This is a genomic window from Clostridium aciditolerans (genome assembly GCF_016316925.1).
GTDB classification, from domain to species: domain Bacteria; phylum Bacillota; class Clostridia; order Clostridiales; family Clostridiaceae; genus Clostridium_AM; species Clostridium_AM aciditolerans.
The window spans coordinates 190,896-214,377 of record NZ_JAEEGB010000003.1; the positions used below are offsets into that span (position 1 = coordinate 190,896).

The 23,482-nt window shown below is 31.1% G+C and carries 23 protein-coding genes, 1 pseudogene and 1 riboswitch; of the genes and pseudogenes, 6 read left to right on the forward strand and 18 right to left on the reverse strand.

Annotated elements, in window-relative coordinates:
- Positions 1-44 precede the first annotated feature (44 nt).
- Positions 45-503 (forward strand): peroxiredoxin, encoded by a 459-nt coding sequence (locus I6U51_RS02055; protein ID WP_211140936.1) that lies wholly within the window; start codon positions 45-47, stop codon positions 501-503.
- A gap of 262 nt (positions 504-765) precedes the next feature.
- Here I6U51_RS02055 and I6U51_RS02060 read toward each other — a convergent pair whose 3' ends face one another.
- The 12 genes and pseudogenes from I6U51_RS02060 to I6U51_RS02115 form a co-directional block, all read right to left on the reverse strand.
- A complete protein-coding gene (locus I6U51_RS02060) occupies positions 766-1,335 on the reverse strand; it encodes a hypothetical protein (protein ID WP_211140937.1) in 570 nt (189 codons plus the stop codon).
- Between the two features lie 126 nt (positions 1,336-1,461).
- Positions 1,462-4,614, reverse strand: coding sequence for an AAA family ATPase (locus I6U51_RS02065; RefSeq protein WP_211140938.1), 3,153 nt, complete (start codon positions 4,612-4,614; stop codon positions 1,462-1,464).
- A 1-nt stretch (position 4,615) separates the two neighbouring features.
- On the reverse strand, positions 4,616-5,773 hold the full coding sequence (locus I6U51_RS02070; RefSeq protein ID WP_211140939.1) for an exonuclease SbcCD subunit D: 1,158 nt from the start codon (positions 5,771-5,773) through the stop codon (positions 4,616-4,618).
- A 21-nt stretch (positions 5,774-5,794) separates the two neighbouring features.
- Positions 5,795-5,947: a hypothetical protein gene (locus tag I6U51_RS02075; protein WP_211140940.1), complete on the reverse strand. Its 153-nt coding sequence runs from the start codon at positions 5,945-5,947 to the stop codon at positions 5,795-5,797.
- A 176-nt stretch (positions 5,948-6,123) separates the two neighbouring features.
- Positions 6,124-6,813, reverse strand: a complete 690-nt coding sequence (locus I6U51_RS02080; protein WP_211140941.1) for a DUF3786 domain-containing protein — start codon at positions 6,811-6,813, stop codon at positions 6,124-6,126.
- A 163-nt stretch (positions 6,814-6,976) separates the two neighbouring features.
- On the reverse strand, positions 6,977-7,342 hold the full coding sequence (locus tag I6U51_RS02085; protein ID WP_211140942.1) for a DUF4363 family protein: 366 nt from the start codon (positions 7,340-7,342) through the stop codon (positions 6,977-6,979).
- A gap of 16 nt (positions 7,343-7,358) precedes the next feature.
- The gene (locus I6U51_RS02090; protein ID WP_211140943.1) at positions 7,359-8,069 is read right to left on the reverse strand and encodes a DUF421 domain-containing protein; all 711 of its coding nucleotides are present in this window, start codon (positions 8,067-8,069) and stop codon (positions 7,359-7,361) included.
- Between the two features lie 131 nt (positions 8,070-8,200).
- Positions 8,201-8,404: pseudogene (locus tag I6U51_RS02095) on the reverse strand (DUF1657 domain-containing protein).
- Positions 8,405-8,436: 32 nt separating this feature from the next.
- Positions 8,437-9,438: a stage V sporulation protein AD gene (gene spoVAD, locus I6U51_RS02100; protein ID WP_211140944.1), complete on the reverse strand. Its 1,002-nt coding sequence runs from the start codon at positions 9,436-9,438 to the stop codon at positions 8,437-8,439.
- Positions 9,439-9,596: 158 nt separating this feature from the next.
- A complete protein-coding gene (gene spoVAC / locus I6U51_RS02105) occupies positions 9,597-10,073 on the reverse strand; it encodes a stage V sporulation protein AC (protein WP_211140945.1) in 477 nt (158 codons plus the stop codon).
- A 12-nt stretch (positions 10,074-10,085) separates the two neighbouring features.
- On the reverse strand, positions 10,086-10,946 hold the full coding sequence (locus I6U51_RS02110; protein ID WP_211140946.1) for a DUF421 domain-containing protein: 861 nt from the start codon (positions 10,944-10,946) through the stop codon (positions 10,086-10,088).
- Between the two features lie 13 nt (positions 10,947-10,959).
- The gene (locus tag I6U51_RS02115) at positions 10,960-11,166 is read right to left on the reverse strand and encodes a DUF1657 domain-containing protein (protein WP_211140947.1); all 207 of its coding nucleotides are present in this window, start codon (positions 11,164-11,166) and stop codon (positions 10,960-10,962) included.
- Between the two features lie 244 nt (positions 11,167-11,410).
- Between I6U51_RS02115 and I6U51_RS02120 the strand changes: the two genes are divergently transcribed.
- On the forward strand, positions 11,411-11,686 hold the full coding sequence (locus I6U51_RS02120) for a DUF1657 domain-containing protein (protein ID WP_211140948.1): 276 nt from the start codon (positions 11,411-11,413) through the stop codon (positions 11,684-11,686).
- A gap of 116 nt (positions 11,687-11,802) precedes the next feature.
- Here the strand turns inward: I6U51_RS02120 and I6U51_RS02125 are convergent, their stop codons facing one another.
- The 3 genes from I6U51_RS02125 to recQ form a co-directional block, all read right to left on the reverse strand.
- A complete protein-coding gene (locus I6U51_RS02125) occupies positions 11,803-12,612 on the reverse strand; it encodes a DUF166 domain-containing protein (RefSeq protein ID WP_211140949.1) in 810 nt (269 codons plus the stop codon).
- A 90-nt stretch (positions 12,613-12,702) separates the two neighbouring features.
- Positions 12,703-14,040 (reverse strand): MATE family efflux transporter, encoded by a 1,338-nt coding sequence (locus I6U51_RS02130; RefSeq protein WP_211140950.1) that lies wholly within the window; start codon positions 14,038-14,040, stop codon positions 12,703-12,705.
- A gap of 405 nt (positions 14,041-14,445) precedes the next feature.
- Positions 14,446-16,224, reverse strand: a complete 1,779-nt coding sequence (gene recQ / locus I6U51_RS02135; protein ID WP_211140951.1) for a DNA helicase RecQ — start codon at positions 16,222-16,224, stop codon at positions 14,446-14,448.
- 392 nt (positions 16,225-16,616) lie between these two features.
- Between recQ and I6U51_RS02140 the strand changes: the two genes are divergently transcribed.
- The 3 genes from I6U51_RS02140 to crcB all read left to right on the forward strand — a co-directional run bounded on the left by I6U51_RS02140 (position 16,617) and on the right by crcB (position 18,306).
- The gene (locus tag I6U51_RS02140; RefSeq protein ID WP_211140952.1) at positions 16,617-17,123 is read left to right on the forward strand and encodes a hypothetical protein; all 507 of its coding nucleotides are present in this window, start codon (positions 16,617-16,619) and stop codon (positions 17,121-17,123) included.
- Positions 17,124-17,162: 39 nt separating this feature from the next.
- A riboswitch (Fluoride riboswitch) is annotated at positions 17,163-17,221 on the forward strand.
- A gap of 57 nt (positions 17,222-17,278) precedes the next feature.
- A complete protein-coding gene (locus tag I6U51_RS02145; protein ID WP_211140953.1) occupies positions 17,279-17,692 on the forward strand; it encodes a fluoride efflux transporter FluC in 414 nt (137 codons plus the stop codon).
- A 257-nt stretch (positions 17,693-17,949) separates the two neighbouring features.
- Complete coding sequence (gene crcB, locus I6U51_RS02150) at positions 17,950-18,306, forward strand: fluoride efflux transporter CrcB (RefSeq protein ID WP_211140954.1); 357 nt, start codon at positions 17,950-17,952, stop codon at positions 18,304-18,306.
- Between the two features lie 68 nt (positions 18,307-18,374).
- Here crcB and I6U51_RS02155 read toward each other — a convergent pair whose 3' ends face one another.
- The 3 genes from I6U51_RS02155 to I6U51_RS02165 form a co-directional block, all read right to left on the reverse strand.
- Positions 18,375-19,577, reverse strand: a complete 1,203-nt coding sequence (locus I6U51_RS02155; protein ID WP_211140955.1) for an MFS transporter — start codon at positions 19,575-19,577, stop codon at positions 18,375-18,377.
- A gap of 118 nt (positions 19,578-19,695) precedes the next feature.
- The gene (locus I6U51_RS02160) at positions 19,696-20,514 is read right to left on the reverse strand and encodes a purine-nucleoside phosphorylase (protein ID WP_211140956.1); all 819 of its coding nucleotides are present in this window, start codon (positions 20,512-20,514) and stop codon (positions 19,696-19,698) included.
- Between the two features lie 25 nt (positions 20,515-20,539).
- A complete protein-coding gene (locus tag I6U51_RS02165; protein ID WP_211140957.1) occupies positions 20,540-21,712 on the reverse strand; it encodes a phosphopentomutase in 1,173 nt (390 codons plus the stop codon).
- Between the two features lie 764 nt (positions 21,713-22,476).
- Here I6U51_RS02165 and I6U51_RS02170 point away from each other — a divergent pair.
- Positions 22,477-23,343: a cation diffusion facilitator family transporter gene (locus I6U51_RS02170; RefSeq protein ID WP_211140958.1), complete on the forward strand. Its 867-nt coding sequence runs from the start codon at positions 22,477-22,479 to the stop codon at positions 23,341-23,343.
- The last annotated feature ends 139 nt before the right edge of the window (positions 23,344-23,482 follow it).

Sequence of the window (23,482 nt, forward strand, 5' to 3'; positions counted from 1 at the left end):
CAATACTTATAGATTTTTATAGGTTATTGGCAACAGTGAGTGTTATGAATATAGAAGAAGGAATAAAAGCTCCAGATTTTACTTTACCAGGCTCTGATAAAAAGGAACATAGGTTAAGTGATTACTTAGGGAAAAATGTAGTGTTATATTTCTATCCTAAGGATAATACTGCAGGTTGTACAAAACAAGCTTGTGCATTTAGAGATAACTTTGTAACTATAAGCAGTTTAAATGCAATAGTCTTAGGCATTAGCAGAGATTCTTTAAATTCTCATGATAAATTTATTGAAAAAATAAATATTCCATATGTATTGCTTTCTGACTCCAATGAAGATGTATGTAAATTATATGAGGTTTTAAAAGAAAAGAATATGTATGGTAAAAAAAGTATTGGAATTGAAAGAAGTACCTTTATTATTGACAAAGATGGATTCATAAAAAAGATATTCAGAAAAGTAAAGGTAGATGGACATATTGAAAAAGTATTAGAACAACTAAAATAAAACCATTTAATATTTATAAATTTACATTGCAAATAAGTATTACTTAAGACTTAGTAGACAAGAAGCCCGCTGATAGTTAATAGCAGTGGGTTTCTTGATATTTTAAATTAACATATTTATCCGATGACTACCCGCTCTAATACTCCCTCTTCTCAAAGAGGGAGTAAATAGCGGCTACATCCCTGGATTCGTTCAACTAAGAATCAGGTGGGGTTTGAAACCCCATCTGATTCAAGTTTCCACTTCATTTACTAGCTATTTTCTAACAATAGAATAAGATTTTTTTCAACCTTTTAAGAATAATAATAATTAGCTCAGTCCACAGCCAACTATATAAAAACCCAAAAATATATACGAATAACAATTTTTTTATATTAAAATCATATGATACTGCAGGTCCAAGTACGGGAATTTGAAAAGCATAAAGCAGTATACTTATGCCTACTAGCAGCATAACAGCAGAAAATGCAATTATATATATTCTTCTACCTAAGCATAAGAATCCTATCCCTAAAGATATTCCTAGTAAGCCGGTTGTAAAAGCAAATAAAATAATCTCGCTAGGCATAAAGGCTAGCAATAGAAGCATTGTTAATATATAACCAATAATTCCATAGGAAATAGAAAAAATAGTAGATATAAAAATTGGTGCTGTTGCTAGAGGGCTAATAAGATAGCCTATGCCGGGAGCTAAATCTCCAAAGCATTGAAAAACTGAAGCTAAAGCACTAAGGAAAGCTATAATAGTCATTTTTTTTACTCTTGAATAATTAATTTTTACATTAATATTTATGTCCTCAGCATATTGTGATATTTTATTGCTAAAGTACATAATATCCCTCCAATTCATATATTTATCCCTATAAACCTTATCCTATGCAATACTTGTATAAGTGGTGCATATAATTTTATTGCTGAATTTGGAAGGGAGGCTCCAGAGACTACTGGAGGCAAACCTTTATCTAACATTAAATTTTGTAGTACTTCCCTCTGCACTAGGTATTATTTCTAGTCTAGAATCAATTCTCTCTTTAAGCTCGGGTACGTGAGAAATTATTCCTACGAGTCTTCCGTAATTTTGAAGATCTATTAAACACTGTATAGCATTATCGAGGGATTCAGGATCTAAAGTTCCAAAGCCTTCATCAATAAAAATTGTGTCAATACTTATACCGCCAGCATAACACTGAACTACATCTGCAAGACCTAAAGCCAAAGCAAGCGATGCTTTAAAGCTTTCTCCGCCAGATAGTGTTTTTACATGACGATATTTACCTGTATAATTATCAAAAACTTGAAGTTCCAATCCACTTTGAGTAAGTCCCTTACCCTTTTCTTTTATTCTATCAAGTTCATATCTATATTCAGTCATTTTACCAAGTCTTAAATTTGCTTTTTCAATTATTTCATCAAAAAACGCTGCTAAAACATATCTTTCAAAAGTCATTCTTTCAGTATTGTTACCTTTTGCTACTTCCGCTAAATCTCCAATTATACTGTACTCTTTTTCTTTTTCCTTAATCTGTTCACTCAATTCATTAATTCTAATCAGAGAACTTTTATTTCTCGTTATTTTAGCGTGAAGCTCTGTTTTTTCTTTTTCTAATACTTCCATCTGATCCTTTATATTTTTGTCTTTTTCTAAAAGTGTACTTATAGCTATAATACTTAAACCTTCTAAATCCTTTAAGGATTTTTCGTATCTATCCTTTACAGATCTTAATTCTTCATTAAACTCATTTATTTTTTTATTTAAATTATCAATTTCTTCTTCATTAAGTTTTGAAGCTTTATAATCTTCCAAGCTTTTGAATCCAGATTTTATAATCTCTTCATTTAGCTTGCCTTCAGCTTCCTTCAGCGAAGCTTCAGCTTCATTAAGTGATTTAATTAGCCCTTTATTTTCTGTTAAAAGCTTTTCGTACTGCAGCTTGCATTCATTATACAAATTCTGCGCATCTTTTAAGGCTTTACACATGAACTCATAACGAGATTCTGAGTTCTCAATAACCTTTTTTAATGCCATTTCAGAACGAAGATTTTCTGGAATCTCAACTGTAAGTTGATTTAATATCCCTTTTTTTCTCTCAACTTCCGCTAGCTTTTGAGTATATTCATCATTTAGTTTTTCTAATTTATTTTCTTCAGCTTGAAGCAAGTTTTTCTTTTCATTTAGGCTTTTTAAAGTAGCCTCTTCTTGATTTTTTTCTTTATCAAGTGTCTTAACTTCTATGTATAATTTTTCTTTAAGGCTATCAAATTCTAACAATTTATTATTTATAAAATTTGTTAAATCATCTTTTGATAGCTCTAATATATTTTCTTTTATTAAAAGATTAAGCTCATCTTTTAACCTGTTAATAATATTTAAAAGTAATCTTCCGTTAACATCAGTTTCTCTAAAGCATGCATCACTTTTATCAAATTTCTTTTTTGCTTCCTCTAAAAGTTTCTTATATTCCTTAAGTTCATCCTCTGTTGGAACATCATTTTCAAGCTTTGCAAGTTTGGGATGATGTGTAGAGCCACAAACTGGGCAAGGATCTCCAGTATTTAGCCCTAAAGCTAACACCCCAGCCTGGCCATCTCTAAATATCTGTTCCATATCTCTAAATTTCTTTTCATATTCTTCATATAGTTTTTTGTTTTCATTGACTTCTTTCTTATATTTTAAGTATTCATTTCTAAAAGAAATAAGTTTCCCGTTTTCAGAATGTAAATCAGATATTTTGTTATATATTTGGTTAGTTTTTTCAAGTTCAGCATTAAATTTGATATAATCTGAAGATGCTTTTCTAACAACTTCTAATTTGTTAGACAGGATTTCTATATCTTTTTTAATTTTTTCAACTAATTGCTTTTTTTCATTTTTTTTATTATTAACATCTTTTAACTGTAGTTCTATTAAATTTAGTGATGTATTTTCATCTTCAAATACTTTAACTTTTTCTCTATATCCTTTTAATACAGAAGTATATTCTAAAAGCTTTATTTTTTCCTCTTCTTTGGAATTTTCAACTTTTAGAGCTTCTTCAGCTTTAATCAAAGCTTGACTAGCAATCTCTATGGAGCTCTGATTAAGTTCTAACTCTCTTTTTTTGATTGCTAAATCTTTATGTCTTTCTATGTAGTTTTCTTCTACTGCATCAATTTGTGCTGCTTTTCTAGCTTTTACAAGTCTTTCTTTCTCTAAGTCCATTATGGATTGTTGGCTTTCAAGTTTATCTTTTATTTTTTCAAGGTTTTCTTTTTCCTCAAATTTTTTATTATTCTCTTTTGCCTCAAAAATTTTCTTTTGGTTTTTCTCTAGCTCATTCAAAATTTCTTTTGCTGACTTTTCTAAGGATGACCTTTTCTCAATATCTTCTTCAATAAAACTCTCTAAAGAAGTAACAATTTCAGTTATATTTCTATTTTCACTTTGAATCAATTCCATAAGTTGAGTATTATTGTCAAATTGTATGGTACTTATATTCTCGCTTTGTTTATTATTTAAATCCTTAATTATATTTTTAATTTCTCTGGCTCTATCATTCAACTTTATCTCAACTAATTTATAGGCTTCCGTTCCAAATATTTTCTGAAGTATTTTTTCTCTGTCTTTACTCTCTGATACTAAAAGCTTTCTGAATTCACCTTGAGGTATCATCATAATCTGCTTAAATTGAGCATAGTTAATACCCATAATTTCATTTATTTTATCATTTACATTGCTTACACCAGATATAACCTTTACCTGTTCATCTGAATGTATTATTTTCATTTCTGCATCAGTTTTCTGCTCTGTAGTTCCTTCACCTCTTGATTTTCTCTTTTCCTGCTTTGGTGTTCTCTTTATATAATACTTAGTTCCTTTAAGCTCAAATTCCAATTCTACAGAAGTTAAAGTATCAACATCTGCAAATTGGCTTCTTAAGCTTTCACCATCTCTATCTTCCCCACTGGCTTCACCATATATTGCATAGCTTATACCATCAAATATTGTGGTTTTACCAGCGCCAGTAGGTCCAGTAATCAAAAAAATGCTTTTATTATTTAATATTGTAAAATCTATTTCTTCATTTTTGGCATAGGGTCCAAAAGCAGTCATTGTAAGCTTTAAAGGTCTCAAATTATTCGCCCCTTTCACCTTTTTGTACTTCTTTTAACACCTGAGCTATTACCTTAGCTTTATCTTCGTCAAATTCTTTTCTTGTAATCCCAGTATAAAACTCTTGAAAAAGCTCAAACATATCTCTTTTGCTTCGATGTTCTGCTGAAAATTGCTCTACAGCTTCCAAGTTCTTATTAAAAGAATTTCGCGTTAGTTTTAAAACATTAGGATACACTGTTCTAATTTTACTCATAGGCTCAATAAGCTCACCATCATCTGTTAAATCAACTTGAAGATAATCTTGAACATTTGTATTTTTGTACACTTCTGGTTTTAACAATTCTTCCAAGCTTCCTCGTATTATCCTCATATCTCTAATTGGAGTAAGTTTTCGTATGTTTACTTCAACATTTCCCTCATCATCTATATTTACTATAGTTATAGATTTATTCTGACGGACTTCAGAGAAAGAATATTTCATAAGAGATCCAGAGTACCTTATACTATCACTTCCCACCTTTTGTGGTCCATGGAGATGACCAAGAGCTGTATAATTAAACTCTTCAAAATGTTCTAGGCATATATAGTCTGTCCCTCCTATAGAAAGTGGTCTTTCTGAATCACTTGTTTCACCACCAATTACAAATCCATGAGCTACAAGTACATTTCTTTCTTTTTTATTCATATTTTCTTTTATAGAAGTTACTATTACTTTCATAGCATCATCATGAGTATGGATATTCTCATCTTCAAATAAATTACGAACTATTACAGGATCTGCATAAGGAACTAAATAAAAGTTAACAGGTCCAGTTTCATCATGAAGAGATACCTTTTGAATATTCTTTTTAAGCCTTCCTTCAATGTATAGACCTTTGTTCATCAATATTCTACTAGCAAAGCCAACCCTATCAGGACTATCATGATTTCCTGCTATGGCTATTATAGGAACTTTTAAATCTATTAGTATTCTAGAAAATACCTGATCTAAGAGTTCCACCGCTTCCACAGGAGGAACCGACCTGTCATATAAGTCTCCTGTAATAACAATAACATGTGGTTTTTCTTCTTCTATAACCTTTATAAATTCATTTAAAATATAGCGCTGATCTTCTGTCATATGGACTTGATGCACTATCTTCCCAATGTGCCAGTCCCCTGTATGAATTATCTTCATGTAAGCACCCTCCAAAGTAAATCACATATACGAAATTTCTATATTATATTTTTCAATTATTTCACTAATGCAATCATCATTTATTAATTTATCTTCAATTTCCTTTATCATGTCTTCTGATAATTTGGTATCATCTATTTTTATTAAAATGAATCCCTTTTTAAATATTATCATATGCACACTTCCTTTAATAAATTTTATTATACTTTAGATTACAGTAAAATAAAAAGAAAAAAATTTTCCTTTGAGATAATTCTATGTAGGAATTTATAAATAAGTGTATTGAATTTAAAAAATCTAATTATTACCGAAATATCAAGGCACTAATTAGATTTTATTTATGATAATATTTAATTTATTTCATATCCATCTTTTGTTTTTTTCTGATATAATCCAATCCATTCTGGTATCTTCCCTTTATTTTTAAGAAGTTCAATAGCAACATCTCCAACTACTGCTAGGTCTTCTGCGTTAAAGTAATATTCAATGTTTTTGTCAAATAATATATTTGCAGAAGCTGGTAATTCCTCATCTCCTTGCCAAACTATAAATGTAATATATACATTGTTTATAAACTCAAATTTACAACATAAGTCTGCTCTTTCTAAGATTTGTGCACCTACAGCTTTAGAGCCTTCTCTAAAAATTTCTGGTTTACTTGAAAAAACTCTAGCAAGCTTAAGTATAGTTCTATTATAAAAATTACTATAGTATACTAATCCACCAGGTATTTCTTTATAGGTTATATCCTTATTAAAAGGAGGAACTGCCTTAGAATTTACAAGGTATCTTAATATTAAGGTTTTTATTGCATAGGCTTTAATTTCCTCTCCACTTTCAGTATCGTATAGTTCTCCAGAAGGATGATTTACAGTATAATTTTTTCCCATTATTTTAATTTTAAAATAACTACTCTCCCTGTCATAAGGAATAGTAGATTGATTTGAAATATCCACTGGGTCTGCCTTAGAAAATATGTTTTGTATGTATTCGTAAGGAACCCTTCCCTGTCTATCATATTTTAAATCCTTATTTTCCATTAATTAATCCCCCTTAATGCAAAAATATATAGTATTAAACCCATTATAGAAATTATACTATAAAAAAGGAAAGATTTGATAGCTAAAGTTATTGTGAATTATAAAATTAAAAAATGTTTAATAATATTTAATTTACTTATTTACTTATTTACTTATTTCCTTACTACTTTCCTAACTCCCGCCAGTTCTCGTATATTTCTCCTAATTCCGCTAAAGCTCCTGCTTGATCTTTTCCCATAATAATTCCACGGAGTCTTGCCAAATTAATATTAATATTATAAATTTCGTCTCTTTCAACACTGAATTGAATTCTTGGCACTATTTTTCCCCATGCAGTCACTAGTTTTTGTCTGTCTTCCTCAGCACGATTCCAGTTTTCTTCCTTTACATCTTCTACAATTATTGAAATATAATTTGCTACATCTTCTCCTTCTCTCATAGGCTTTTTAAGAATTTGCCCTGTTGTCATGATTAACACAAAGAAACCCAAGATAACAATTGGTATACTGTAAGCAATTATTTTTTTCATCAATACACCTCCTATTCTACTGTTTAGTAGATTTTGCATTTCCAAAGTCTTTGTACAAATCTATATATAGACTATTGCTTTTATCGATAGCAGCCATAAATACATCTTCAACATCATTTATTCCTTTTTTTCTTAACTCATCTGTTAACCATTCCTTATCTTTGTTTATGACTTTTAGATTCTTTGGTATAATAGTTCCATCATATATAAGTGTTATTGTCAATCCTCCAGGCCCTGTATAAAGATTCATATCCTTTGGAGTAACAGGGAGATATTCGGGTTTCTTTAATACAGAAAGTTGCCCGTCTTTTTCCAAGACTGCAAATTGTACTTCTTTTAAATCAAATACATCTTTTGTTCTAAGTTGTTCCAATAAGTCAGATAAACGAAATCTCATTTTTTTCATTGCATCTTCCATTATCTTTCCATTCATTACTACAATAGTAGGCTCTCCGTCAATATAGCTTGAAATAGTTTTGGACTTTATTGTAGACAACTGCATAGCAAAGCAAATCACCGCCCAAGTTAAAAGCCCTACCCAGTGTGCCCAGGCACTACTAGTTAGATCAGTAGTTAAAGTGGATGCTGTGGATCCAATCGTGATTCCCAGTACATAATCAAAGAAAGTAAGCTGACTAATCTGCTGCTTTCCAAGTATTCTGGCGAAAATTAACAAAGTAAAAAAGCCAATTATTCCTCTAACTAAAACTATTAATGCTTCACTCAAATTAATCACCTCAATACTCTATAAGAGTTTTTATTTATTATATAAGAACAATATAAATTCTAGTTATATATGTTATAAAAAGCTGAAAGAATTATACTTCCAGCTTCTCATGTAAAATTGTCATTTTTATTTTATTGTTTATATGTTGGTTCTTGCTCTTCAATATATTGCTGTCTACCTTGTAAAGTTTGAAGTGCATCATCTAAATTTTTTGCTATATTTTGAAAATCTGTTTTTGCTTGTTGGTCTTCAGTTTCTAATGCAAATGTTTTCATTGTAGCTGCTGCACTTTAAATACCTGCTATTGCTTGTTGCATTTGAGTTCCTACTGTCATACTGTCACCTCCTTTCAAAATGTTTAGCATATTTACATTTCTATAGATACTGCATGAGCAATACCTGGAATACTTTCCTTTTGTTGAAATGTCATTGGTGACATTAACGCACCAGTTGCTACAATTAAAATTTTTTTCAGTTCGCCTTTTCTCATGCGATTTAAAAGATGACCATAAGTTACTGTTGAGGAACAACCACAACCACTTCCGCCTGATAACACTGGCTGATCCTGTTTATAAATTAAAAGCCCACAATCTGTGAGTATCTCTGGAGGAATATTCATTCCATGTTTATTTAAAAGTTCTCCTGCAATTCGATGACCAAGAGCACCTAAGTCGCCAGTGGCTATCATATCATAATAAGAGGGACTTATGTTTAAATCTCTAAAATGAGCTTCAATTGTATCTACTGCAGCTGGTGCCATTGCCTCCCCCATATTAAAAGGATCTGAAATCCCCATATCTATAACACGACCGATAGTAGCAGAAGTAACTTTAGGTCCTTCTCCTTTGCTTGCTACTATTGCTGCACCAGATCCTGTTACAGTCCATTGGGCTGTTGGTGGTTTCTGCCCACCGTATTCCGTTGGATATCTATATTGTTTTTCTGATGCTGAATTATGACTGGTTGCTGCAGCTAATACGTAGTCTGCTGCCTTGCTGCTTACTAATAAAGATGCCAATGCTAATCCTTCCATTGAACTTGAACAAGCACCGTAAATTCCCAAATAAGGAATGGAAAGAGTACGTGCTGCGAAACTGCTGGTTACAATCTGATTTAATAAATCTCCACTGAGAAAAAATCCAATATCTTCTTTCTTTACTTTTGCTTTTTCGATGGCTATTTCACATGCCTGCTCCAATAGTTTTTTTTCTGCTTTTTCAAAGCTATCCTGGCCTAGCCAAATATCTTCATGTAGGATATCAAAGTCTTCTGCTATAGCACCTTTTGCTTCAAAAGGTCCTCCAACGGCAGCAGAAGATATAATAACTGGTTTAGATTCAAAAACCCAAGATTGATGCCCTTTTTTCATTTACATTCCTCCTTTTAGTTGGAACACTGGGTAATTTTGCTTGTTTCCCTTCGGGAACTGGGTAACTTAAGATTTTCGCTTCCGCTCATAAATTACCCGTAAAAGTTCATTTAGAACTTTTACCTAGCAAAATTACCCGTTAAAGTCCATTTAGGACTTTAACCTCCTAACCACTGAAGTGTAATTTTTATAATTGCAACTACAAAAGCAGAAAAAACACCATATACAATTACTGATCCAGCTATTTTAAACATATTACCTCCCACGCCAAGGACATAGCCTTCAGTTCTATGTTCAATAGCAGCAGAAGCCATTGAGTTAGCAAATCCAGTAACGGGTATTGCAGTGCCTGCTCCAGCCCATTGCCCAATGTGGTCATATATACCTAGACCAGTGAGTAATACTGAAATAATAATTAATGTTGCTGAAGTAGGATCTCCTGCTGTCTTTTCGGTAAACCCAAAATATGTAATAAATAGCCATTGTAGTAACTGTCCAAAGGTGCATATAAGTCCTCCTACAAAAAAAGCTTTGACACAATTTTTAAATACTGGCCGATTTGGTTCCATTACTTTAGCAAAATCTTGATATTCTTGCTGCATAGGAGTTAATTTCTTCTTTTTCTTATTGGACATTCTTATCACCTTCTAACGTAATAAAAAAGATTCTAATTTTTCCATCACAGCTTTTAACTTCTCTGCATCCTGCTGGTACATCTGTTTAGCTGCTTCATCTTCTGTCTCAAGTGCAAAAGATATTAAATCTGCCTGACATTTCTCTATATTAGCATAAAGCAGCTCTTTTACTTGGGACTGTGGCAGTTGCAGTGCGTCATCAAAGAGATCCAAGTATAAGTCTCCACATGCATCCACCTGACCAATAAAAACATTATCTAAAGATACTCCTGCATTTTGTAGTTGACTTTTAAGCCATCTATGATTTAATCCCATATTGCTTAAAGGCTCATTGAGAATGTTACCATCTAAAATTACTGTTTGTGGCGCTACTTGTGGAGCTACTTTTTTTCCCATATCATGTGGAGTAATTGGCTTTTTATCTGGTTTTAAAATAACATTAATGTCCCCAGTAGGCTCCATAATTGCAAATTCCACATCTGCTAAATTAAATGCACCTTTAGAACGTAATCCTCTTAAGAGCTCTTCCCCTGTCATTCTTTCTTTCTCTAAATTTTCTTCCATTACTTTCCCGTCTTTTATTAGCAGAGTTTCTACACCATAAATTAAGTTATGTAACTGTCTGCTTTTCATAGCTGCAAAATCTAAAGCTATAGTTAATAACGCCCATACTAATATAGAAATAATACCGAAAGCAAAATTTTTAATAATGTTTACTGAAAGCAAGGCTGCTAAAATTGAGACCACTGTATAGTTAACAAATTGAAAAGCTGTTATATTGGAAATATTTTTTTTACCTATCAATCTCACTAAAATTAAAGCAAGAAAAAATAAAACCACGGATCTTATTAAAATTACTAACCATTCTACCATGCCATATCGCCCCTTACTTGCCTTTATATTGAGGTTCTTCAAATTCTAAAGTTTTCAACCTATTTTCTAAGTCTTTAATAACTGATGCTGTTGTTGTAAGAGCCTCTTTATATGCGGCTTTAGCTTCTTCCTTTTGAGATTGAACAGAGTAAATTCTTAGCGTCCCCTGTACCCCTTTTAAATTAGCTAAAGTTTGTTTTACCTTAGAGCCAATGGTCATTGCTATGAACCTCCTCTTCAAATAATTATTTAATTTTCACTTTTTTTTCTTTACAATCCTTATTGTTTCAATTATTTTTTATTTCATTCATTATAATAACTTATATTTTTATTTTAAAGTAAACTTAGTTATGGAAAAGACTTGAACATCTTTCCTATTAGTTTTTGTATACATTTCAAATAGAATACTAATAATATTAACTGTTAGTTTAATATTAGTTATGCTATAGTAGGAGGTATAAAAGATGACAGTAGTAAACAAATTAAATCAAACTCTAGAAATGTTGAAATCCTGTGAATCAAATTGTAATACTTTTTCAATGGATACAGATGATTTAAATGCAAAACAACTTTATACTAAACTAGGAGAGCAGCTTAAACAGTGCACAGATATGCTGCAAAGCAGAATAAGCTATGTAATGGAGCAAGAACCACAATATCAGACTCAAAATCAACAGAATCAAGTGAATCAGCAAGCTAGTGCTATGGAAAACATGGAAAAACAACCACCAGAGTTATAGTAAAAGTGTAAGTTGTGTTTTTTACACTGATGACTAAAAGCTTAAATATAAATAAGTGTAATTTTTAAAAAATGCTAAAATAAAAAACCCCATTGATATTGGGGTTTTCAAATTTGCTATTCAACTCTAATTATTTCTGCATTTTCTAGGGCGTTGTAGTGAGTATAGCCTCCAATATGAAGTATTGTATCACCTAATTCAGGATCTATATGCATTCCGCCTAAGCAAGGATAGCTGTGCCAGTATTTTGCTACTGATTTCTTAGCTTCTTCGCCTAATTTTGTACCTGCAAGATGTTTGGCTATATTATATCCATTACCACAGGGTGCTGAAATTACTACATCCGCTCTAACTATCACATCATCATTATTTACAAAGAGTTTAAATTTAGGTTTTCCAAGTTTAAACTCATCAATAAAATCATTAACTAATTGGAATTTGCCATAAGTTAAAGTGCAGAATGGTTTAGGGAATGCATATTCAAGTCCATACTTTTTACACTCATCAATTACCAGCTCCCTTGTCCACTTTGACACCCAATCCTTATCTTCACAAGGTACAATAATAGCTTTTCCTCCACTTTCCTTTATAATTTTAGGAAGCTCTGGAAGTATGTCTTGATGAACTCCAATGATTATAGCTATATCATGCTCTTGAAATTTATCTGGAAGATATTTTAGTGGTTCATCTTCAAATAATTTATAAAAATCTGGTACTTTAACTATTTGCGAAATACTATTTTCAAAATTTAAGTTGTACTTAGTTCTGCACCAAACACAAGATTTGCCACATACAGTACATACGTCTCTTTCATCTCTTAAGTGAGGTATAAATTTTGTATTAGCAAATCTTGTGTCAATCTTAACGTAAAAATCATTTTCAACCTTTTTATCACTCTTCTCGGAACAAATCACTAATAATTTCATGTTCCCCCTCCTCAATTGACTTTTAACTAATTATAGTAAAAGTTAACCAAAAAGTCAGTAACACAGGTTACTGTTTTGTTAAATATTTATCTATCCCAACTTATTTAACCTTTTTTCAAAGTATATGAACATTAGGATTGCATCTACTGTCCACTGAATAACTGTAATCCACCAAACATAAATAATAGATAACTTTAATATTCGTATAAAATAGAAAATTAAGGGTACTCTTATTAACCAACTTGTGAGAAGTGATACAATAAAAGGACTTTTGGCATCACCAGCACCTTTTAGCGCTCCAGCAAATACTAAGGATAAAGCTATTGATGGCTGTTCAAAAGCGCCTATAAATAAGCACAATGATGCTAAATATACAACTTTCCGTTCATCTTCATTTACAAATAAATCCACTAAGAAACCAGGCATTAATAGAAAGACTATTCCAAATACCCCCATCATAATCACAGCACCAAGGGCGCAGGCATAACCGTATTCCTTTGCTTTTTTATAATTTCTTTCTCCAATTTTTAATCCCACTAAAGTTGTTGCAGCGGTACCAAAGCCCATGCCTGGCATGAAGGACATAGATTCAACTATATTTGCTATTTGATTTGCAGCAAAAGGAATAGTTCCAGCACGCATTATAATAAAGGTACCTAACAACCTGCTTGTACTAAATGCTGCTTCTTCCATAGAGGAAGGTATAGCTAAAAATAATAAATTCTTAACTTTACCTGTATGTAGTTTTATCATATATCTTAGTCTTATTTTAACTTCAGATTTAATAAGCAAATATAATAGTAAAAATATAAAACCAAAAAATTGAGAAATAACTGAAGCAACTGCAGCTCCTATCACGCCCATTTTAGGTGCTGTAATTCCAAATATTAATGCCAAATCAAAGACAATCTTTAAAGCAGCTACAATAAGGGAAGCCACAAATGGCGTATATGTATTACCATATCCTCTTAATATTGAACTTATAATATTTATTAACATATTGAAGAATATTGAAACTATAGTAATTCGAGTATAAGTATCACTTAAGTCTAATACTCCTCCTCTGGCTCCAGCTATTTGCAATATTGTCCTGCTGAAGATAAATAGTCCATAACATAGTATAAAGGAAAGAAAAATTCCTATTACAAATCCTATAGACGCATATTCCTCTGCTTCTTTTTTATCTCGTGCCCCTATGCTTCTAGAAACGAATGAAGTTATTCCTATAGAAAGTCCTATAGTGATAAATATTACAACACAGGCATTAAGAATTTCATTACTTATTCCAACAGCACTTACTGCTTTGTTTCCCCCATAATTACCGATAATCATCGTATCAAACATGGACATTAGTGTGTAAACTGCCGCTTCAGCAATAGCTGGGATTGATATATTTAATACCTCTTTTACAACATTTTTACTTAACATATTCTTTCCGCCTTTTAATACATTTAAAATTTTGAGCCTTATATTCTTAAATATATTAATTTAGTAGCGGTTTTAATATAGAAATTTTTTAACAGAGGGATTTTTGCCAACCTTTTTTACTTTATAGAGAAACAAACTAGAAAATTGACTTACACAAAGGGATATGTTTCCAAAGCTGAAGGTAGATTTAAAAACTTTGTGACAGTCTTAGTGAAGGGTTTTAAGAGAACCTTAGAACTTTAGAGTTGTTTGAGCGAAGCGAGTTCTCGAAAGTTCTTAGGTTATCTTGGAACACAAGCTTTAGACTGGCTAAAAGTTCTTAACGGACTGAAGCTTGGAAACATAGCCCGGGGTGTAAGTCAATTTTCGGCCTTGCAACCCTATATAGATATCCACAAAACGTTATTACTGTTTATTGTCTACATAACTTTTAATTGACTGTAAAAATTCCTCTCCATATTTTTTAAGTTTAGTTTCACCTACTCCTTTTATGTTAAGCATAGCTTCTTCATCTAAGGGACAATATTCACTCATCTCTCGTAAAGTACTATCTGAAAATACAATATAAGGTGGAACATTCTCTCTCTCAGAAATACTTTTTCTGAGTGTTTTCAGCACTACAAATAATGAGTTGTCTTCTACTGCTATTTTCTTTCGTTTTTGTGTCTTATGATATACCTTTTGTTCACCCTTAAGCACACCTACAGCTTTTTCTTTTAATCTAACTACAGGGAACTGACTTTCTGTAAGGCCTAAGTAGTCGTCCGCAATTAGTACATTTATGAGGTCCTTTATTTCCTTTAAAGTGTATCCTTTCATTATTCCAAAGGTAGATAGCTTGTTAAATCCAAACTCAGAAACTTTCTGATCTTTTGAACCTTTAAGTACTTGAGATACAAGTACAGTTCCAAACCTCTGCTTCATTCTAGCTACACAGGAAAAAATCTTTTGAGCATCAATAGTTATATCTGAAAGTTCCGTTTCATCTTTACAGTTGCTGCAGTTATCGCAGTAATCTTGAACATTTTCTTCTTCAAAATATTCAAGAATATATTTTCTTAAACATTTTGTAGTATGGCAATAATCAACCATATGTTGAAGTCTTCTATATTCCATTAATCTTCTTTCTTCTAAAGAGGTGCTTTGTTCGATTAAAAATTTCTGTAGCATTATATCTTGAGCTCCAAATAATAAAATACATTGACTTGCTTCGCCATCTCTTCCAGCACGTCCTGCCTCTTGATAATATGCTTCCATATTTTTAGGTATGCTATAGTGTATTACATATCTAACATTTGATTTATCAATACCCATACCAAAAGCATTAGTTGCAACTATAATATTTACGTTATCATATATAAAGTCTTCTTGAGCCTTGCTCCTTTCAGAGTCATCTAATCCTGCATGATATTTGCTTACGGCATAGCCTTTACCTTTTAGTAACTCATATATGCTGTCAACTTCCTTTCTTGTTGCTGCATATATTATACCTACTTGATCTTTATTATCTTCTATATATTTTATCAAATAATCTTTTTTATTTTCTCCTCTAACTACAGAAAAGAACAGGTTTTTACGGTCAAAGCCTGTAGTATAAACCTTTGAATTTTTAAGCCCTAGAAGTTTTACAACATCATCTTTTACCTCTTTAGTTGCTGTAGCTGTAAAGGCTGAAATAACAGGCCTGTCTGTTAAGCTCTTAATTAGAGGTTGTATAGTCCTATAACTTGGTCTAAAATCATGCCCCCACTGTGATACACAGTGACATTCATCTATTGCTATCATTGATATATTTATTGTTCTAAGAAGCTGACAAAAATTCTCTGATTCCAACCTTTCCGGCGATATATATAATAACTTTGCATAGCCACTTAGAGCCAGCAAAATTCTCTGCTCCATCTCGTTATTATCTAATGTACTATTTATGTAAGTTGCCTTAACACCAGCACTATTTAAAGAATCTACCTGATCCTTCATAAGGGATATTAAAGGTGATATTACAATAGTAATACCTGGGAGAAGAAGTGCAGGTATTTGATAGCATATGGATTTGCCTGCTCCTGTAGGCATTATGGCAAAAGTATCTTCACCCTTTAATATACTTTCTATAACCTTTTCCTGACCTTTTCTAAAACTACTATATCCGTAATATTTCTTAAGTAATTTTCTAGCTTCATCTAGCATTAAGTTAAGACCTCCTGAATTTAATCAACCTATATTATAACATTTAAATGATATTATAAATAAACAATAATTTTTAATTTTAATATATATTTCATTTTTATACTTCATAATTTATGTTAAAATATATTAATAATGATTATACTTATAAGCAGGCATCCAAAATCTTAAGTAGATATCCCAAATCTATGATTTGGTGATAGTCACTTACACAGCGTGTTGATTTTGAGATGATCGGTTAAGTAGCGAACCCAAATCTTTGATTTGAAGTGAGTCACTTACTCAGCGAGTACTCATTCGACGATAAGAGAAGGAGTTTCATATTTAAAGCAACATATTTTTTTAGTTAAAACATATGCTTTATATTAAATACAGTAATAAAGGAGACACTCAATATGAATTTAAGCACTAAAAAATCTATAGCAATCATTATCTTAGTTTCTTTAATCCCTATATGCTCAGCCTATTCAAAATCTGTAGGATTTTTTTTATTTAATTCTAAATTATTAAGAAATGATAACTCTAAAGTACAACAGTACATGCCACAAATAACAACTAAAGAAAATTTAATTATAAAAAATACAAATAATAATGAAGAATTAATATATGAAATTAAAAGTAAAAAGAATGATTTAGATATGGCTATAAAATCCTTAAGGGTTAAAGATTATAATGTAGCCTTGCAGTTAAGTGAAAAAATTAAGCAGTATGTTAGCAAGGGACAAACTTTAGACCAAAATATCGATAACATGAAAGAAAATATAAAAATAGATGGAAAAAAACATGACTACGCGTCACTTATAAGTCATATGGATAGTGTAATCAACCTACAAAAGGCTAAATATAATTTTCTGAAAGAAGCAAATCTAAATTTGGATTTGGCATTAGAATATTTAAAATAAACCTCATAAAGCTTGTATTTATAATATAAAATATAGTATAATACTTTTGGTGATGGAGCTCACCTTTAATCGCGTAAGCTAATGGCTCCTACTTTAATTTTAAATTAAAGTAGGAGTTTTTTTGCTATACTAAGCATGAAGAGGAGATGCATAAAATGAGAAAATACATTTTTATAGGAATAGGAGGTTTTTTTGGAGCTATTTTAAGGCTTTATATAAAAGCTTTTCCAATACAGAATTATAAAGAGCTAGTTCCACTTAATATACTTTTTATTAATGTAATGGGAAGTTTTCTTCTTGCATTAATAACTACAACCACATTAGAAGTTTGGGAAATAAATTCAGACATAAGACTTGGAATTTGCACTGGCTTTTTAGGTGCATACACTACTTTTTCAACTATGTGCAAGGAAGCTGTAACATTTTTAGATAAGGGCGACTATTTTTCCGCTGTGACCTATCTTACAAACTCAGTGTTTCTTGGCATAGCTGCAGCATATCTAGGTGTAGTAGTTGCAAGGGAGTTTGTATATAAATTAGTGACTAAAAAAGCTTATAAGTATGATTAAAATGATACTAGAGGCCTTTAATTTTTTAGAGTACAATTGACAATTGACAGAGGACAGAGAAGGTGAGTTTTCTTCCTTACGGCAGAAAACTAATTTATTTTAATCTCGTTTCGCTAATGCGAAACATTAGTTTATAATATAAATCAAAGATTTTTCACAATGTAATGGAGAAAAATCCTCCTTCATTGTCCTCTGTCAATTCTCCTCTGTCCTCTAAAAAATTTTGCGTCGCAAAATTTTAGTTGGAGGTGTTAATTATGGAATTTCTATTAGTAGGGACTGGCGGAATACTAGGAAGTATAACAAGATATTCTCTAGGTAAATTTGTAGCTGCTCACTGTAAAAGGCAATTTCCAGTGGGAACTGCTTTTATAAATATAAGTGGAGCATTGCTACTTGGAATATTAAGCAGTGCTGGGACAAGTAAAAACATGTATATATTTTTAGGAGATGGTTTTCTCGGAGCTTACACTACATTTTCTACATTTATGTATGAGGGCTTTAATCTATTTGAAAGCAATAAAAAGCTTAATGCATTTATTTATATACTAATGTCAGTTCTTTTAGGTGTTATTGGATATAAAATAGGCTTTAAACTTGGATTATTGTTTTAAATAAGGCATCTGAAAGAAAATAATAAGTCAAAGATGAGTAGGAGTAAAGTGAATTTATCACTTTACTCCTACTCTTTTAGTGTTTCTTCTAGTATTTTTTCATCCTTTTGTAAAGTCATAGAAACTACAACTATAATAAACGCAAAAACAGCTATACCAAAATATAAAATTTTAAAGGTTGCAGAATAATCAAATTCTCTAACCGCATAAAATTCAATAAGTCTTCCCCATAAAAGAGATATTAGGAATCCTCCTAGAAATCTTATTGATGTATATAGCGACATTTTTCTTGAAACATTTGTATGAATTGATTTTGCAAGAAAAATGTTTAAAGTTGAAAAAGCTATTCCTACAAATAGGGCTGTAAGAGCCAAAAATAATACAGATATTCCTAGTGATAAATGCACTCCAATTCCAACAGAGGATACGATAAATACGATAAACACATAATTTCTTATTGTTTTAAATGAAAGTTTTCTAAGTAAAATTACTGGTAGTATAGTTCCTACTACACCTAATATTTGCTCCAAGGATAACACTCTTCCAGTACTTCCGATAGCTTTAAAGCTTTCCATATAGTATGCTAAATAAACCTGAATAGATCCAAAAATAGCTTGTGCTGAAAATATCATCAATACTAAGCTAATATATATCTTTTTATTATCCTGTGGTAAATCTTCACTAATAAAATTTTCTTCAACTTTTTCGTGAGCATTTTTAATACTTATTAAGATGAAAACCCATACTATAATGCCCATAATTATTGGTATTAAGAATAGTTTTATTGGTTCATTAATAAAGCTTCCTGTTATCATTGCAGCAACAAGTCCACCAGCTGCAGCTCCAATTTCTAAAATGGTTGAACTCTTCTTTTGATCTTCGCTGCTTAAAGCAACCTTACTCATTGAAAGCACCAATGGGAAAAATGCTGCCTCACCTAAAGCTTCAATAAATCTTCCAAATACAAATAAAGGATACTTTATTACAGTTATTGAAAGTATTTCTATAGAAATTCCAAGTATCCATAAGAATACAAAGGTTAAAAGCAGTGGTTTTGTTCCAGTTTTCTTTATAAGAAAACCAACTACTGGAGAAAACAAAATCATCACTAAGTATCCTATATTGGGTAGCCACGAAACCTGACTTATTGTAACGCCAAATATCTTTTGAAGAGTTGGCAATATTGGGAAAAACATAACTACACCAAATATTGATAAAAATGGTACAATGAAATCTGCTATGAAAATACTATTTCTTTCTCTTGAATTCATTTTTCCTCCTCATTTATAACTGTACATTAATATATTCAACAAAATCACTAATTACTATATAAAGCTTTTAAAATGGTCACTTTATATTATTAACTAAAGTGACCATTTTAAATAGTGATTATACTTCTTTTACTATATTTTTCATAAGATTGATGAATTTTTCTCTTGCTATTTCTGAAGTTTCCATTACTTCAGCGTGACTCAAAGGTTGCTCAAGTATTCCTGCTGCCATATTTGTCATACATGAAACACCTATAACCTTTATTCCGCTGTGATTTGCTATAATTACTTCTGGAACAGTTGACATACCAACTGCATCTGCACCTAAAATACGTGCCATTCTTACTTCAGCAGGTGTCTCATAAGTAGGGCCACTAAACCAAGCATATACTCCCTCTTGAACTGGTATATTTAATTTTTCAGCTATACTCTTAACCTTGCTTCTTAAGTCTTTATCATATGCATTTGACATATCAGGGAAACGAGGACCAAATTCATCTAAGTTTTTGCCTATTAATGGATTAGTTCCTGATAGGTTAAGGTGATCTTTTATAATCATTAAATCTCCAGGTTTATAATCTGTATTTGCAGCACCAGCAGCATTTGTAACAACCAAGGTTTCAATACCTAGTGCCTTCATAACACGAACTGGGAATACAACTTCTTGTACATCATACCCTTCATAATAATGGAATCTTCCCTGCATAGCTATAACTGTTTTTCCTTCTAAAGTTCCAACAACTAAACGACCAGCGTGTCCTTGAACAGTTGATACTGGAAAATGAGGTAATTCATTATAAGGATAAAACTCTGGATTTTCTATTTGATCTGCAATTGCTCCAAGACCAGATCCTAAAATAAGACCTATTTGAGGCTTATATTTTGTTTTTTCTAAAATAAAATTTGATGCTTCTTTAATTTTTAATTCATAATTCATTTCATCTACTCCTTAATATTAAATCTTATTTCAAAATTTCTTTTAAAAAACTTTCTCCATTTTTAATTTTCTCTAAAGAAAAGACTTCAGCAATAGTCTGCCCAATATCAGCAAAGCTATTTCTTGTTCCAAGGTTAGTATTGGATTTTAAAGTTTTACCATAAGCTATAAAAGGTACATACTCTCTTGTATGATCTGTTCCCGGTGTAGTAGGGTCACAACCGTGATCAGCAGTAATCATTAAAAGATCTGAATCTCTCATTCCTTCAAGTATTTCTGGAAGTCTTGAATCAAAAGCCTCTAAGCCTTTTCCATAAGCTTCTGGATCATTACGATGTCCCCACTTCATATCAAAATCAACTAGATTTGTAAATATCAATCCTTTTTTATTTTGCTTCATATAATTTAAAGTTTGATCTATTCCATCCATATTATCTTTTGTATGAATTGCCTCTGTAATGCCTTTACCGCAGAATATATCTTCTATTTTTCCTACAGCCATTACATGTAATTTATTATTTTTTAAAACATCAAGTAGAGTGTCATGTGGCGGTGTTAATGAAAAATCTCTTCTATTAGCAGTTCTCGAGAAATTTCCTGGTTGTCCGATAAATGGTCTAGCAATTACTCTAGCCACTGCATGCTCATCTTTTAGTATTTTTCTTGCAATTTCGCACATTTTATATAGTTCTTCAAGTGGTATAATATCTTCATGTACAGCTATCTGGAATACACTATCTGCTGAAGTGTAAACAATAGGATTGCCAGTCTTCATATGTTCTTCACCAAGTTCATCTAATATTGCAGTTCCTGAAGCAGGCTTATTACCTATCATTTTTCTTCCAATGGCGCCTTCAAAGGCTTCAACAATTTCTCTTGGGAATCCGTTAGGATACGTTGGGAAAGGTTGTTTTGACACTACTCCTGCCATCTCCCAATGTCCTGTTGTTGTATCCTTTCCGTTTGATGCTTCAGCTAACCGAGCATAACAACCTAATGGGCTTTCTGCCTTATTAACTCCTTTTATATTATCAATATTTCCAAGTCCTAGTTTTTCTAAGTTAGGAAGTTTTAATCCTCCTAGTACCTTTGATACATTTCCAATTGTATTACAGCCAATATCACCATATTTATCAGCATCATACATTTCACCCATTCCAACACTGTCTAGCACTATCCATATAACTCTATCTACCATATCTCCTACTGATTTTTAAATTAATGACATTATTTTAAAAACCAGTACTTCACCTCCTTATTTTTCAAAATTTTATATTAATTCTACTGTTATAGTTTCAAATCATGTATGTTGTTCATACGTAATATGTGAAAGCGCTTCCACATAACTTATTATAAAATGTGAATTTAAGTAAATTCACATTTGGCTTTATATCTTTGCATATTGACTTTTTTATTTTGATTAATAAATTGTATCGATGTAAACTAACAATTTATCTAGTTTGCTAAAATTATCAGCATTATTTCACATTTAAATATGTTAGCGCTTACATACTTAATATACAACATATTATGCCAAAGTTCAATATGTTGTTTTAAAATTTTTTCTAACTGAACAATATAATAATCATGAGTGATTTTGATTAAATTATATTAGTATTTTTAATTAAATACTAATGCTGATATTTATCATATAATAAGAACCAATTTATAAAAAAATCATATAATTAATATTATGAGATAATTAATATCATATACTATTGATATACAAAGTTAATTATTCTTAATTATCATTTGATAATTAAATTCTCAGTGATTTTTTATATAAATAAGCTAATTTATTACCTACATAAGCTTAGGATTTATCACATATTTATCAATTGAACATATTATATTATTATAATAGATGTATTTTTATAAAACCAAACCCTTATCAGAGATTATGAATGATTAGATATTATTAAATATAACTAGAAATACTGAACTTTAGGAGGCAACAATCAAATGGACAAAGAAAAGGCTGCTTATTTATCTATTGTATCAAATTCTTTACTTATTATTTTCAAGCTTACTGCCGGTATACTTATAGGTTCTATAAGTGTTATATCAGAAGCTATTCACTCTTCAATCGACTTGTTAGCTAGCTTTATAGCGTTTTTTTCCATAAGAAAAGCATCAAAAACAGAGGATGATGACCATCCTTTTGGATATGGTAAATATGAAAATGTATCTGGATTTGCGGAAGCTATTTTGATATTTTTCGCTGCTGCCTTTATTATTATAGAAGCGATGAAAAAAATTATTCATGGATCATCAATAGATAGTGTTGGATTAGGCTTAGCGGTAATGTTTATTTCATCTGTAGTTAACTTTTTAATATCTACTAAGTTATTTAGTGTGGCAAGAAAAACTGATTCTATTGCACTAGAAGCTGATGCATTACATCTTTTAACGGATGTAATAACAACCGCAGGAGTATTTTTAGGGCTCCTTGTAGTTAAGTTAACGGGATTAAAAATCATTGACTCCTTGACTGCAATATTTGTAGCATTCCTAATTATAAAAACTTCTATTGATTTAACCAAAAGATCCATAAAAGATTTAGTGGATAGCAGACTTCCAGATGAAGATATTAGTAAAATATTAGAAATCATTACTTCACATGATGAAATTAAAGGTTATCATAGATTAAGGACAAGAAAAAGTGGTCAGAAAAAAGAAATTGACATTCATTTAAAGCTTAGTGAAAATTATTCGTTGACCCAAGCCCATAATATATGCAGTCATATAGAAAGAGATATAAAGCATATTTTTCCAAACAGTTATATTCTCATACATCCTGAGCCATTCTCTGTTATAAAAAACATATAAATATCCTTGGTTTGACCAGCTTATGAGAGATTTCCAGTTGTTAGCTTATTTGATTCAGTTTAACCCCTCGCTTAAGGAGTATAAGGTTAAGATAGAGCTGTAATCGAAGATAAAAGCATGTAGTTTAAAGCAAAAACTA